The organism is Kribbella solani, assembly GCF_014205295.1.
In the GTDB taxonomy this organism is placed as follows: Bacteria; Actinomycetota; Actinomycetes; order Propionibacteriales; family Kribbellaceae; genus Kribbella; species Kribbella solani.
On sequence record NZ_JACHNF010000001.1, the window covers coordinates 1756129 to 1768958 of the forward strand.

The 12830-nt window shown below is 68.2% G+C and carries 12 protein-coding genes; 2 read left to right on the plus strand and 10 right to left on the minus strand.

Going from position 1 to position 12830, the window contains the following annotated elements:
• The 4 genes from HDA44_RS07760 to HDA44_RS07775 are packed head-to-tail and all read right to left on the minus strand — an operon-like array spanning position 1 to position 4085.
• The gene (locus tag HDA44_RS07760) at positions 1–876 is read right to left on the minus strand and encodes an NAD-dependent epimerase/dehydratase family protein (RefSeq protein WP_337905713.1); all 876 of its coding nucleotides are present in this window, start codon (positions 874–876) and stop codon (positions 1–3) included.
• On the minus strand, positions 873–1754 hold the full coding sequence (locus HDA44_RS07765; protein WP_184832519.1) for a carbohydrate ABC transporter permease: 882 nt from the start codon (positions 1752–1754) through the stop codon (positions 873–875). The genes HDA44_RS07760 and HDA44_RS07765 overlap by 4 nt, the downstream gene beginning before the upstream one ends.
• Positions 1751–2626 carry a carbohydrate ABC transporter permease gene (locus HDA44_RS07770; RefSeq protein ID WP_337905714.1) on the minus strand — a complete coding sequence of 292 codons (876 nt, stop codon included), beginning with the start codon at positions 2624–2626 and terminating at the stop codon, positions 1751–1753. The genes HDA44_RS07765 and HDA44_RS07770 overlap by 4 nt, the downstream gene beginning before the upstream one ends.
• Positions 2627–2681: 55 nt before the next feature.
• On the minus strand, positions 2682–4085 hold the full coding sequence (locus HDA44_RS07775; protein ID WP_184832523.1) for an ABC transporter substrate-binding protein: 1404 nt from the start codon (positions 4083–4085) through the stop codon (positions 2682–2684).
• A gap of 193 nt (positions 4086–4278) precedes the next feature.
• On the opposite strand from HDA44_RS07775, the gene HDA44_RS07780 reads away from it, so the two are divergent.
• Positions 4279–4755: a GNAT family N-acetyltransferase gene (locus HDA44_RS07780; RefSeq protein ID WP_184832525.1), complete on the plus strand. Its 477-nt coding sequence runs from the start codon at positions 4279–4281 to the stop codon at positions 4753–4755.
• Here the strand turns inward: HDA44_RS07780 and HDA44_RS07785 are convergent.
• From HDA44_RS07785 to HDA44_RS07795, 3 genes are all read right to left on the minus strand, one after another.
• Positions 4752–5855, minus strand: a complete 1104-nt coding sequence (locus HDA44_RS07785) for a DUF4185 domain-containing protein (protein ID WP_202887260.1) — start codon at positions 5853–5855, stop codon at positions 4752–4754. The two genes, HDA44_RS07780 and HDA44_RS07785, sit on opposite strands and share 4 nt — an antisense overlap.
• A gap of 232 nt (positions 5856–6087) precedes the next feature.
• On the minus strand, positions 6088–6906 hold the full coding sequence (locus HDA44_RS07790) for a sulfurtransferase (RefSeq protein ID WP_184832527.1): 819 nt from the start codon (positions 6904–6906) through the stop codon (positions 6088–6090).
• A 76-nt stretch (positions 6907–6982) separates the two neighbouring features.
• Positions 6983–7636: a thymidine kinase gene (locus tag HDA44_RS07795; RefSeq protein ID WP_184832529.1), complete on the minus strand. Its 654-nt coding sequence runs from the start codon at positions 7634–7636 to the stop codon at positions 6983–6985.
• A 99-nt stretch (positions 7637–7735) separates the two neighbouring features.
• On the opposite strand from HDA44_RS07795, the gene HDA44_RS07800 reads away from it, so the two are divergent.
• Positions 7736–9379, plus strand: a complete 1644-nt coding sequence (locus HDA44_RS07800) for a S8 family serine peptidase (RefSeq protein WP_184832531.1) — start codon at positions 7736–7738, stop codon at positions 9377–9379.
• On the opposite strand, the gene HDA44_RS07805 is transcribed toward HDA44_RS07800, so the two are convergent.
• The 3 genes from HDA44_RS07805 to HDA44_RS07815 form a co-directional block, all read right to left on the minus strand.
• A complete protein-coding gene (locus HDA44_RS07805; RefSeq protein ID WP_184832533.1) occupies positions 9376–10500 on the minus strand; it encodes an alkaline phosphatase family protein in 1125 nt (374 codons plus the stop codon). The genes HDA44_RS07800 and HDA44_RS07805 overlap by 4 nt on opposite strands.
• 4 nt (positions 10501–10504) lie before the next feature.
• On the minus strand, positions 10505–11116 hold the full coding sequence (locus tag HDA44_RS07810) for a DUF5998 family protein (protein ID WP_184832535.1): 612 nt from the start codon (positions 11114–11116) through the stop codon (positions 10505–10507).
• Positions 11117–11184: 68 nt separating this feature from the next.
• Entirely contained in the window at positions 11185–12825 is a 1641-nt protein-coding gene (locus tag HDA44_RS07815) for an FtsX-like permease family protein (protein ID WP_238352389.1), read from the minus strand.
• Positions 12826–12830: the final 5 nt, after the last annotated feature.

Sequence of the window (12830 nt, forward strand, 5' to 3'; positions counted from 1 at the left end):
TCAGGGCTCCAGAGAGAGGGTTGGCAGGTCGAGTTCGTGCCGGGCCTCGAAGCCGAGCACGGTACGGACGGCGGTCAGGTCGATCGGTACCTCACGCCCGGCGAAGCGCCTCCGTCGCGGCACCTCCGGCGCGTACGCGTCGAGCAGATCCTCGGTCGGGTACGGGGCGTTGGTGGTGCTGGCGGCAACGAAGAACGGCAGTGCGCCGGTGAACGGGGCGGTCAGCCCGAGCTCGACCGCGTACGCCGCGTCCCGGGTGTCCAGGTAGGTCCAGGCCTCGCGCAGTCCACTCTCCGGCTTGATCCGGATCAGGTCCGACATCCGTTGCAGCTCGTCGGCCGAGTTGACGTGCGGGAACCGCAAGGCGACCACGTCGATCCCCCACCGGCGCCACGCCATCCGCGCGGTGTTCTCGTCGTTCTGTTTCGACAGCGAGTACCAGTCGCCGATGTCGCTCGGCGCCGTTTCGTCCCAAGGGAAGTACGGCGGCCGGATCTCGTGCGGGTTGAACGGTACGCCGGTCGCGTTGATGCTGCTCGCGATCACCGCCCGGTCGATGCCCAGGGCACCGGCCTGCGCGAGTACGTTGAAGGTCGACACCACGTTGGTCGTGTACACCTCGTACGGCGTACCGGCCGAGGGATGTGGAAGCGCGGCCAGATGTACGACGTAGTCGGCGCCCTCCAGTGCCCGGGCCACGTCCGACTCGGAGCGGGTGTCGCCGATCAGCACCCGATCCGCCTTCAGCTCCGGGTCGTCGACATTGGACAGGGCGGTCACCTTGGCGCCGAGCGCGTTCAGATGCTCGACCGTGACCAGCCCGATCCGGCCGGCGGCCCCCGTCACCAGCACCCGCCGGCCGTTCAATGCACTCACTCCTTGATCCCTCCGGACATTCCGACCCCACGCAGGAACTGTTTCTGGAACAGCAGGAACAGCACCACCGGTATCAGCACCGCGAGGAACAACCCGCTCATCTGCAGCGAGATCTCGGTGGTCTTGGCCACCCGCGGCAGGGCCACCGAGATCGGCTGCAGGCTCGGGTCGGGCAGCACCAGCAGCGGCCAGAGGTAATCCTTCCACGAACCGATCACGGTCAGCAGCGCGACGACGCCGACGATCGGCTTCGACAGCGGCAGGATCAGCGCGGTGAACATCCGGACGTTGCCGGCGCCGTCGATCCGGGCCGCCTCGATCAGCTCGCGCGGGATCGAGTCGAAGTACCGTTTCATGATCAGTACGTTGAACGCGCCGGCCGCCTGTGGCAGCCAGACCGCCCAGAACGTGTTCTGCAGACTGATCCCGAGCAGCGGCAGCTTCAGGATCGTCATGTACAGCGGCACCAGCGAGATCACCCCGGGCAGGAACAAGGTGGCGAGCACCGCGCCAGTGACGACCGGCCCCCATTTCGGCCGCAGAATGCTCAGTACGAAAGCCCCCGTCGTACACACGAACAGGGTCGCCAGCATCGAGCCGATCGCGATGAACGCGGTGTTGCCCAGGTACGCGCCGATCTGCACGCGGTTCCAGGCATCGGGGATGTTCTTCAGCTGAATGCCGGACGGCCACAGCTGCATCGGGCCGGAGAGGATGTCCTGGCTGGTGGAGACTCCGGACTTGAGCAGCCAGAGCAGTGGACCGACCCCGGCGATCAGGACCGCGACGAAGATCAGCACCTGGATCGCGGGCAGGCCGAACCGGACGATGCCACGCTGCCGGTCCGCCGTCGAGATGATTCCGCGCTCATGGCTCATGTCGTACTCCAGCGGCGGGTGACGAAGTGGTAGACGATCGACAGCGCGCACAGCACGCCGGCGAGCAGTACGCTCAGCGCGGTCGCGGCACCGAAGTCGCCGTTGATGAACGCGTACCGGTAGATCAGCAGCAGGATCGTGGTGGTGGCGTCGTTCGGGCCGCCGCCGGTGAACAGGAACGGTTCGGTGAAGACCTGGAACGTCCCGATCAGCTGCAGCAGCATCATGATCAGGATGATGCCGCGGATCTGCGGCAGCGTGACGTGCCAGACCCGGCTCCAGATCCCGGACCCGTCCAGCTCGGCCGCCTCGTACAGCTCGGTGCGGACGCCGGTCAGCGCGGCCAGGTAGATGATCGACGTCGCACCGGCACCGGCCCAGGTCGCCTCGAGCACGATCGCCGGCATCGCCAGGCTCTGTGAGTTCAGCCAGGCGAACGGCCCGATCCCGAACCAGCCGAGGATCGCGTTGAACACGCCCGCGCCGCTCGGGTCGTAGAAGAACTTCCACAGCAGGATCGCGGCCACCGGTGGTACGACCGCCGGCAGGTAGGACAGCACGTTGTAGAGCCATCCAGTACGCCGCAACTCGCTGACGAACACGGCCAGGAACAAGGGCACCGGGAATCCGAAGAGCAGGGCCAGGAAGGCGAAGTACAACGTGTTGAGTGCTGCTTGCGGGAGTTGCGGGTCGGTCAGCACGTAGCTGAAGTTCGCCCAGCCGACCCACTCGGCCGGTGCGACCAGGTTGTTCTTCTGGAAGCTGAGCACCAGGCCGCGGACGATCGGCCCCCAGGAGAAGTACAGGAAGATCAGCAGCAGCGGCAGGACGAAGAAGACGCTGCTCAGTCCGCCGGAGCGGTACCAGGTCACGATCGACCTGGTACCACCGCGGCTCTGCCTCGACGTACGGAGCTGGAACATGGCGCTACCGGGCCAGACGCGCGTCGACCTTCGAGGCGGCGTCGCTGACCAGCTTGCCGACATCCGCGTCCTTCTTCGTCAGCACCTGCTGGACCAGCGGGTCGAGCAGCGAGTAGACCTCCTGGCCCTTGTTCGACGGTTCCGGCAGCAGCTTCAGCGACGAGGTCGAGTCGATGTACCCCTGGAACTGCTTGACCGGCACGTTCACGTACGGCTCACGCCACTTGTTGTACTGGTCGTACCTGTCCTGGCTCAGCGGCGTGATGCCCGGCCGGCCGACGAAACCCTTGTCGGCGATCGTCGTCTTCGCGTCCGCCACCGCCGACGCCTCGGTCGTGTACTTGTCGAACTGCTCGAACTTGATCCACTTCAGCGCCGCGACGATCTCGTTCTTGGTCGCCTTCGGGCTGATCATCTTCAGCGCGCCACCGGTCAGCGTGCCGTGCGGTCCGCCGTCCTGCGGCAGCGCGCCCGCGCCGAAGTCGGCCGGCTTCATACCGAAGTTCTTGACGCTCATGTCGTACGCGTCCGGTGCCTGCATCAGCATGCCGATCTTGCCGGCCGCGAAGTCCTGCCGGATCTCTTCCTGGTTGTACAGGAACTTGCTGCCCATCGAGTTGTCGGTCCAGCGCATGTCCTTGAGCAACTGCAGCGCCTTCTTGGTCGGCGCGTCGTCGAACGTGGACTTCTTGCCGTCGGCGCTCTCGATCGTGCCGCCCAAGCTGTACGTCATCGTGGTCAGCATCCAGCCGCCGGTGTTGTTGGTGGTCAACTGCGCGTACCCGGCCTTGCCGGTCTTGTCCGCGATCTGCTTCGCGTACTGGCGGACCTCGTCCCAGGTCGTCGGCGGCTTGTCCGGATCGAGGCCGGCCTGCGTGAACAGCGCCCGGTTGTACGCCAGTCCGACCGAGAACACGTCGATCGGTACGCCGTAGATCCGGCCCTTGCCGTCCTGGACGATCTTCAGCACGTTCGGGTTCAGGTCCTTGGTCAGGTCGACCAGCTTCAGCTCGTCGGTGATGTCCGGGAGCTGCTTGTTCGGGATCATGTTCGCCGGTTCGGTGAAGCTGATGCTCATCACCGTCGGCAGCGTGCCGCCGGCCACCTGGGCCTGGAACGTCTGCGCCTGCCAGTTGGTCTCGGTCGACTTGACCGTGATGTTCGGGTACTTGGCGGTGAAGTCCTTGATCTTCTGGTCCAGCGCCTTGATGTCGTTCGGTTTGTCCGGCGTCGGGCGGTCGCCGACAGTGATCGTCACCGGCGCGTTCTGGTCGACCTCCCCGCCGGCCGCGCCACCGGTGCCACCGGCCGCGTCCGGGGTGGTCCCCTTCGCGCAACCCGCCACCAGTACCAGCCCCGCCACGCCGAGAGCAGCCCCGTACCGGGCCCACCTGCTCGCACTCGTCATCGGAACTCCTCAGGTTTCCGGATGCCGCCGATGTGCTCCAAGCCACACACCGGCCAGGTCCCGAGTAAGTTAAACCAAGCGTGTTACTAACTCAAGAGCTTGCTGCGCGGTAGCGCGATAACGCTTTCGCAAACGTCGGCAGGCGCCCGGTAAACCGGTGGAGGCGCGGCTCGCCGGGCGCAAGGATGGGGACATGCACCTGCGCCCCGCGACCGCCGCTGATCTTCCGTTCCTGATCGAGATGATGCTCGAGGCCTGCAACTGGGACGGGACGCCCTGGTTCGACGAGGCCAAGGTGCGGTCGGAGGACCAGGTCTGGCGGTACCTCGTGGGCTGGCCGCGCGACGGTGACTTCGGGGTGATCGCCGAGCTGGGCGGCTCCCCGGCCGGCGCGACCTGGGGGCGGCTGCTGACGCGAAACCGTGCGGGGTACGGGTACATCGCGGACGACGTACCCGAACTCACCCTCGGCGTATCCCCCGCGTTCCGCCGTCGCGGCGTAGCACGTGCGGTGCTGACCGAGCTGGTCGCTCAGGCGCGCGCGGCCGCGTACACCCGGCTTTCGCTCAGCGTCGACCCGGGCAACCCGGCGCGCACCCTGTACGAGTCGCTCGGCTTCCGGAAGGTCGGGGTCGTGGGTACGTCCGACACGATGCTGCTGGAGCTTTAGCCGAAACCGCGGACGCGGAACTGCATCACCCGGTACGGCCACCCGTTGTCGGTGTTCCACTGGCTGACCGACAGGTGCAGGTCGGACAAGGTGGAGCCCGGGATGACGTACCCGCCGTACAGCTGGGCCACGTGGTTGTCGTCCTCGGAGCCCCACGCTCCCCCGTAGATCAGCGGCTGGCGGTACGCGGTGTACAGGTTCGAGGTCGGGGTGTCCATGATCATGCCGTCGATCCGGTAGTCGCCGGCGTTGAACCACGTCAGGATCCATTTCCCGCCGAGCGGCCGCAGGCTCATCTCGCCGAAGCTGCCGGTCAGGATCGGCGTGGCCGGGTTGCCCCAGGCCCACGCCCCGTCCCGGTACCCCCACGGCTCGTACGCGCCCGGGTTCGCGATCTGTTCCTGGCGTACGCGTTTGAGGATGATCGGCTTGTTCCGCTGAAAGCCGGTCGAGTAGACGTACACGTAGCCGTCGTTGCCGAGGCCCCAGGTGAGCAACTGGAACAGGCCGCCGTCGAGGTTCGGGTCGAACTTCGCGCCGGTGTGGTACCAGCTCGCGCCGGAGTTGTCGGAGCGCCAGATCTCGGTCCAGACCACGTTGCCGAGACCCTTGTTCACCATCGCGTGCAGGTACATCGACCCGCCGATGGTGATCACGTCGGACGGCAGCACGGTCGAGAACGTCGGGTTGTCGTGCGGGTAGTCCCACAGCTGCTGCGCCGCCGCGCCACCGACCGCGCCGGACCACTTGACGCCGCCGGCGAGGTTCGTCGTGGTGGACCACAGCGCGACCGGCGAACGCCACCAGCCGCCACCGACCGCGGGCTGCTCGAACGTGTCACCGAACATGAACAGCAACCGCCCGTCCGGCGTACGCGCCGGGATCCCGAGGTCGGTCGCCGCCATCCGGAACCGGTCGGTCAGTCCCGGACCGGTCAGGTCGGCCACCTTGCTGGTCTGGATGGCTTGCGGGCGACGGCACTTCTTCGCCGCGGCGCCTGCCTGGGTGGCAGCTTCGGTGGCGGCGAAGGCACTCGCGGGCGTGGCGGCGAGGACACCGGCGCCGACCGCGGCGCGCAGGAACGTGGATCGCTTCATCATCTGCTGACTCCCGGCATCACGAGGGGGCGGACTGATGGGAAATCGATTTCTGCCAAACGATCCCGCAGCCCCCCACCAAAGTCAAGGCCGCCCACCCCGCCGCGGGTTCTCCACTCTTCTTGCGGGTTATCCACTGGCGTACGGGTGGAGAACCCACAAGACGGGTGGATATCCACTCCTGTCGCGGAGCGCGGCTGGGCGCTCCGGCGGGCGGCGGACGGGTGGTGGGTGGTCAGTGGGGGCCGGTGGCGATGGGGCGGGTCGGGTCGGTGATCCACTCGGACCAGCTGCCGATGTACACCGTCGCGGGCAGGCCGGCGGTTTCCAGGGCGAGGGCTTCGTGGGCGGCTGTGACACCGGAGCCGCAGTACACGCCCACCTCGGTGCTGGGCCTGATGCCTAACGCAGTGAACCGCTCCTGCAGCTCGGCGGCCGGCAGAAAGCGCCCCGACTCATCGACGTTCGCGGCAGTCGGCGCGTTCACCGCACCCGGGATGTGACCAGCCACCGGATCCATCGGTTCGACCTCACCCGCATACCGCTCAGGAGCACGCGCGTCCAGCAGGATCCCACTGGAAGCAACCACGGCCGTCCCCGCCGCATCCAGCAACGGCAAATGCCCCGCGGTAGCTACGTACGCATCAGCTGTCCCAGTCGGCGGGATCTCGGTAGTTGTCTCGCCGCCGGCCGCCTTCCAGGCCGCCAGCCCGCCGTCGAGTACGCGAACGTCCGTCAACCCGAAGTACCGGAACACCCACCAGGCCCGCGCGGCGGCCATCGAGTTCGCCGCGTCGTACACGACCACCGGTGTGTCCGCCGACCTGATCCCCAGCCGCTGGAACGTCGCCGTCACGGTGGTTGCATCAGGCAACGGATGCCGCCCCGGACCAGGAGCAGCCGCCAGCTCGGTGTCGAGGTCCACGAAGTGCGCTCCCGGCAAATGCGCGGCCTCGTACGCCTCGCGCCCCGGCGGGCCGGCCAGGTTCCAGGTGACATCGGCGAGCACCGGGCTCGACCCACGCAACGACTCCGCACTGATCAACGAACTCATCCACGTCCTCGCTTCGCTCCGGGCGCGGATGAGGCACAAACCGCACTGTGTTGTTTGATGAGCTCGCTGCGCTCTCTCATGAAGCGGTTCCTCCGAACGGTAGGACCTCGGGTGACAGGGTGGCCCGGGCGCGGGCCTGGGTGAGGCGGCGACGGTGGTGCCGGCGGCAGAGCACCTCGTACGCGGGCTCGTGGTCCCGTGTCACCATGTCACCCACCACCAGCTGTTCGCCCTCGGTCACCATCTCCCCACCGATCGTACGGGCGTTGTGGGTGGCCCGTTCACCACACCAGCACAGCGCCTCCACCTGGAGCAGTTCCATCCGGTCCGCCAGCTCGACCAGCCGCGCCGACCCGGGGAACAGCGTGGCCCGGAAGTCGGTCAGGATGCCGAAGCAGAACACGTCGATCTGCAGCTCGTCGACCAGCCGCGCGAGTTGCTCGATCTGCAGCGGGCTGTAGAACTGCGCCTCGTCGCACACCACGTAGTCGATCCGCCCGCCGTGGGTCAGCTCGTTCACCACGTAGTCCCAGAAGTCGAACTCCTCGCGTACCTCGACCGCCTCGGCCGACAGCCCGAGCCGCGACGACAGCACCGACTCCCCCGCCCGGTCGTGGCTGGTGAAGATCCGCCCGCGCCGCCCCCGCGCCTTGTGGTTGTGATCCATCTGCAGGGCCAGCGTCGACTTGCCACAGTCCATCGTCCCGGTGAAGTAAAGGAGCTCAGCCACGGGCGCACATCCTGCCAAGTCAGAGGTTCGGGGCGCACGCCGGGGTGTGTCGGGAGGGGGTGGGTTGGGTTCTGAGCCTCCGGCCGGTTTGAATGGACCGTGCGCAAAGCTCTGCTGCTCGCCCTCGCGGCCTGTCTGACCCTCGCTGCTTCCGCTCTGCCGGCCGTCGCCGGGCCGGTCCGGGCCGAGGCGGGGTCACGTGCGTACTTCGTGATCACCGACCCGAACCAGACCGGCAAGGTCACCGGCGCGATCACCCAGAACAACGGCAGCGTGTACGCGACGTACGACCCGATCGGGGTGATCGTGGTGCACTCGGCGAACCCGGACTTCGCTGCCTCGATGCGCGGCGTCGACGGGGTCCGGAAGGCGGGCGCGACGCGTACGTCGGACCTGCCCGCCGATGCGACCGCGCCGGCGATCCCGGCCGCGGTCCCGGAGACCGCGACCACCGCGCCGGAGACGGATCGCGCGGACATGACCCAGATCGGCGCGGACCAGGCCTGGCAGAAGAACCTGGGCTCGAAGAACGTCACCGTCGGCGTACTCGACACCGGCGTCGACGACCAGCACCCGGATCTGAAGGCGAACTTCGACGCGGCCAAGTCGGCCTCGTGCGCGTACGGCAAGGCCGACACCCGGCCCGGCGCCTGGCGGCCGGTGGGCGAGCACGGTACGCATGTGGCCGGCACGATCGCGGCGGCGAAGAACGGGATCGGCATGATCGGGGTCGCGCCGGGCGTGAAGGTGTCGTCGATCCGGGTCGCGGAGCCGGACAGCGAGCTGTTCTTCCCGGAGAACACGGTGTGCGCCTTCATGTTCGCGGCCGACAAGGGCGTCTCGGTGACGAACAACAGCTACTACGTCGACCCGTGGCTGTTCCTGTGCCCGAACAACCCGGACCAGGACGCGATCGCCGAGGCGGTCCGCCGCGCGGTCGCGTACTCCGACAGCAAGGGCGTCGTGAATGTCGCGGCGGCCGGCAACGAGGACTACGACCTGGCCGACAAGTCGGACGACACTTCCAGCCCGAACGACTCGACCGCCGCGCCGCGGGCGATCACCAACGACTGCCTCAGCCTGCCGACCGAGCTGCCGAACGTGGTGGTCGTCGCGTCCGTCGACCCGACCGGCCTGAAGTCCCGGTTCTCGAACTTCGGTCAGAACAAGATCAGCCTGGCCGCGCCGGGTGAGGCGGTCTACTCGACCGTCCCCGGCGGCGGGTACAAGATGCTGGAGGGTACGTCGATGGCGTCGCCGCACGTTGCCGGAGTGGCGGCGTTGCTGCGGAGCGTCAACCCGAAGCTGACCCCGGCGCAGGTACGGGCGCGGCTCGCGCAGGAGGCCGACGACATCGCCTGCCCGCCGGCGGCGTCCGGCGAGTGCACCGGCTCGGCCGCGAACAACTCCTACTACGGCGAAGGCATGGTCGACGCCGCCGAGGCCGTCGGTGCGGCGGCCGCGCAGCCGAAGGGTTCGATCGCGATCACCGAGCCGACCGAGCAACTCGGCTTCGGTGGCATTCCGGCGATCCCGCTGCTGCTCAAAGGCACCGGCGGTACGGGCGGCATCAGCTACTCCGCCACCGGTCTCCCGCCCGGGCTCACGATCGACCCGGAGCGTGGCTGGATCACCGGCGTACTGACACCGGGAGCCGGTCGCTACAAGGTCACTGTGATCGCGCGTGACGGTGACGCGAAGTCGGCGCGCACCACCTTCTTCTGGGACGTATGGAGCTTTTAGCTATTGGCGTCGACGAGTAATGGGATCAGCATCTCGTCCGGCGTCAGCGAACCGTGCATGCCGATCAGGCCGGCCTCCTGGGCGTGGCGGCGGCTGGCGACGAGCGCGACCGGTCCGAGAGCGGCGATGATCACGTCACCAAGCCGCGGCGCTACCCGTTCCTCCACCGCGCCGAACCAGCCTTGCGCGACGGCATCCGAGCGTGACAGCACCAGCGCCTTGTCGCCGAGACGCTCCTGGTAGGTCGCGATCACGTCGGCTTCGGCGCCCGGAACGCAGTACAGGTGCCGGAAGCGCGATTCGCCGCCGACGATGCGTACGCCGTCGGTGAGCGCCGGCTCGGAGTCGATGTCGACCCGGTGCTCCGGCTGGATGTCGATCATCCCGTGGTCCGCGACGACGAGCAGCACGGCGTCACGCGGCAGCGCGGCCCGTACGCGCTGGGCGAACTCGTCGGCGGCCGCGAGTTCCTTGCGCCACTGCGTCGAGTCGCTGCCCTGCTGGTGGCCGATGTAGTCGAGCTGCGAGTCGTACACGTACACGACCGACGACTGGCCTTCGCGGCTTGCGAACCGGGTGGCGTCCAGCCGGTCCTCGATCGTGTCGGCGCCGCGATGACGTGTCCCGCGGAACGCGGCAGCGGTCAGGCCGGAGGTCTCGAAGCGCGCCTTGCTCACGTTGCGGGCGGCGACGCCGGCCGCGGCCATCCGGTCGAAGACAGTCGCGTGCGGTTGCCAGCGGCGCGGGTCCACCGGTACGTCCCAGGCGAGCGCGTTCAGCAGGGCGTCACGCTCCGGTACGAGGGTCGTGTAGCCGACGATGCCGTGCGCGCCCGGCGGCAGGCCGGTGCCGAGGCTGGTGAGGCTTGTCGCGGTTGTCGACGGCACTCCGGCGGTCAGGCTGCGACTCGCCGGCATCAAGGACGACAAGTACGGCGCGAACTCGGCGTACCGCTGCAGCAGGTTCCACCCGAGGCCGTCGAACAACAGCACGGCGTAGCGCGCGGCCGGTGGGAGGTCGAGGCGGTTGGTGTCCCCCGGCACCGACAGCGCGCCGGCGATCGAGGGCAGTACGTCGGCGAGCGATCCGCCGCCGTACTCGGGGGCGACGGGCACGATCACGGCACTACCTGCTGGTGGCGAACGAGAGCGCCTTGGCGAACTCGAGCACCTGCTGGATGCCGGCCGGGCCGTCCGCGGCGGAACTGATCCGCAGCGAGATGTCGTCGGCGGCGACCGACCCGGTGTAGCCGTGGTCGGCCTCGCAGTTCGGGTCGGCGCAGACGGCCGGCTCGAGGTCGATCCGGTTCACCATGCCCCACCCGATGGTCAGCACCACCTCGCCGCCGCCGGCGATCGCCGGGTCGGCCTTGCCGGCGCCGTAGCCGGCCGGGTTCGGCACTACCCGGTTGACGACCACCGCGTTCACCCGGTGCAGCGGGATCGCCTCGGTGGACGTCGACGCGTACGGCGTCCGGATCACTTCGTCGGCGGCGTGCTCGTCGGTGTGCCCGACGATCAGCCGGCTCGGGGTCAGCGCCAGGATGGTGATGTGCCGCCGGACCTCGTCCCGGTCGAAGGTGGGCTCGTGCTGCAGCATGTAGGCCCGGATCGGTTCACCGGCGATCGCCACCTCGAGCGAGTCCGTCACCACGTCGGGGTAGTAGCCGCACCGGTCGATCGCGGCGCGCAGGTCTTCCGACGCGTCCACGAGCTCCGGTGTATTCAGGTCACGCATACCCTCATCCTCGCACGACCCCGGCCCCGGCCGTCCCACCCTGCGCCTTCTCCTGTGGACAACCGCGATCAGTTCGCGCTTGCCTTTCGCAGCACCGGCGCACCGGCAGCACCCGCGACGGCCACCAGGACAAGGCCCGCGACCACCTGCCCGAGCAGGAGAATGACGCCGGAACTCCCCTGCGTGATCACCTTGCCGCCGCTCAGCGCCAGCCCGCAAAGCGCACCGAATCCGACGACCGGCAGGCCGACGCCGATGACAGGTACGACTGCCGCCAAGCGCGAGGCACGTTCGATCACTCGCAGTGGTACGCCTGAACGCCGCAGGGCACGGGCAGGGGCGGCCTGATCCAGCGCCGTACCGACCGCACCCGCTGCGGTGGATGCGGCAACAGTCAGGAACACCAGGGACAGCAGCAGAGCTACGCCGATCCGCATGTCGGTGAAACTCGGGTCGTCGTCACCAGGTGGCAAGAAGACCGAGATGAATCCGGTGACGAAGCCGGACAGCACCAGCGCGGCCACTGGGCGGAAGGCACCCTTGGGGTCATCGACCAAGCGGCGCCCGGCCAGCAGTGCCACCGGTCCGTTGGCCAGGTTCGCCATCGTACGACCGACCAGCTGCACCGCCCACGGTCCCATGACGCGTACAGCAAGCGCCGCGAAGCCGACTCCGATCAGCAAGGGCAGTAGCGCCGCCCGCATCCCGTAGTACGCCAGCACGATTGGGCCGATCAGTAGCAGTCCCAGGCGAAGGACACTGACGCCCTTGCGCGTTTGCCCGCGTACGACGCCCAACGGGGTGATGCTGACGCGGCCGAGCCCGATCAGTGCGCTCACGACCGACAGCACCGGTACCGCGACCAGTACGACGAGAACGGTCCACCAGGTCACGGTGATGTCGCCGACGTACCAGCGTCCGCCGCCTAGTGGGATCTGAGCGATCAGCGGACTCAGAGCCGTGTAACCGAGCAATCCGATCACTGCGCCGGCCGCGCCAAGCACTGCTTGTTCTACTGCGCTCAGCCACAGCACCTGCATCCGCGTGGCACCTGCCAGGCGCAGTGCGGCCAGCCGGTGTTCACGACGCTTGGCTGCTACGCCGGCGGCCTGGCCGACCAAACTGAGGATCGGGAAGAGTACGAGCGTGATGCCGAACGCCACGGCGATCAGCAGCGCGACCATGCGGCTGTCCCACATCTTGTCGTTCCAGGTACTCACGTGCTGGGGATGTCCTTCGGTGGAGACCTTCTCCACGCCGCGGATGATGATGAACTCTTCCGGCGACGACAGGCCCTTGCTGGTGATCACACCGGTCGGCTCCGCGAGACCGTACTGCTTGCTGAGGCTGGACCAGTGTTTGGCGACCTCAGGGGAGACAAACACCTCGCCTGGTTTCGGGGTATGGCTCAGGCCTGGCGGCGGTGCTTGCTCGTTCGGTCGGAGCACTGCGAGCTCCAGTACGGACAAGCGGTGGCCGTCGACGTGCTGCCGGTCGTCCAGGTTCAGCATGCCGATCGCGGTTGCCGGGTCGGCCTTGTCCGAGCTGCGCCAGCCGATCCGGTCCGAGCGGTGCGCCAGGCCGAGCGATCCGGCGATCAGGAAGGTGACCAGCAGCGCGACGACCGCGGTCGCACCCAGTGCGGCCAGGTTGGCCGCCCGCCCACCTGGCCCCGGGCGCCGGACGAACCGCAGGCCGAGGTCAGTCATCGGGT

Excerpts from the sequence above, each read along its gene's own strand:
- HDA44_RS07765 (WP_184832519.1), bottom strand. The coding sequence starts at position 1,754 with ATGAGCCATGAGCGCGGAATCATCTCGACGGCGGACCGGCAGCGTGGC.
- HDA44_RS07775 (WP_184832523.1), bottom strand. The coding sequence starts at position 4,085 with ATGACGAGTGCGAGCAGGTGGGCCCGGTACGGGGCTGCTCTCGGCGTG.
- HDA44_RS07780 (WP_184832525.1), top strand. The coding sequence starts at position 4,279 with ATGCACCTGCGCCCCGCGACCGCCGCTGATCTTCCGTTCCTGATCGAG.
- HDA44_RS07785 (WP_202887260.1), bottom strand. The coding sequence starts at position 5,855 with ATGATGAAGCGATCCACGTTCCTGCGCGCCGCGGTCGGCGCCGGTGTC.
- HDA44_RS07790 (WP_184832527.1), bottom strand. The coding sequence starts at position 6,906 with ATGAGTTCGTTGATCAGTGCGGAGTCGTTGCGTGGGTCGAGCCCGGTG.
- HDA44_RS07810 (WP_184832535.1), bottom strand. The coding sequence starts at position 11,116 with ATGCGTGACCTGAATACACCGGAGCTCGTGGACGCGTCGGAAGACCTG.
- HDA44_RS07815 (WP_238352389.1), bottom strand. The coding sequence starts at position 12,825 with ATGACTGACCTCGGCCTGCGGTTCGTCCGGCGCCCGGGGCCAGGTGGG.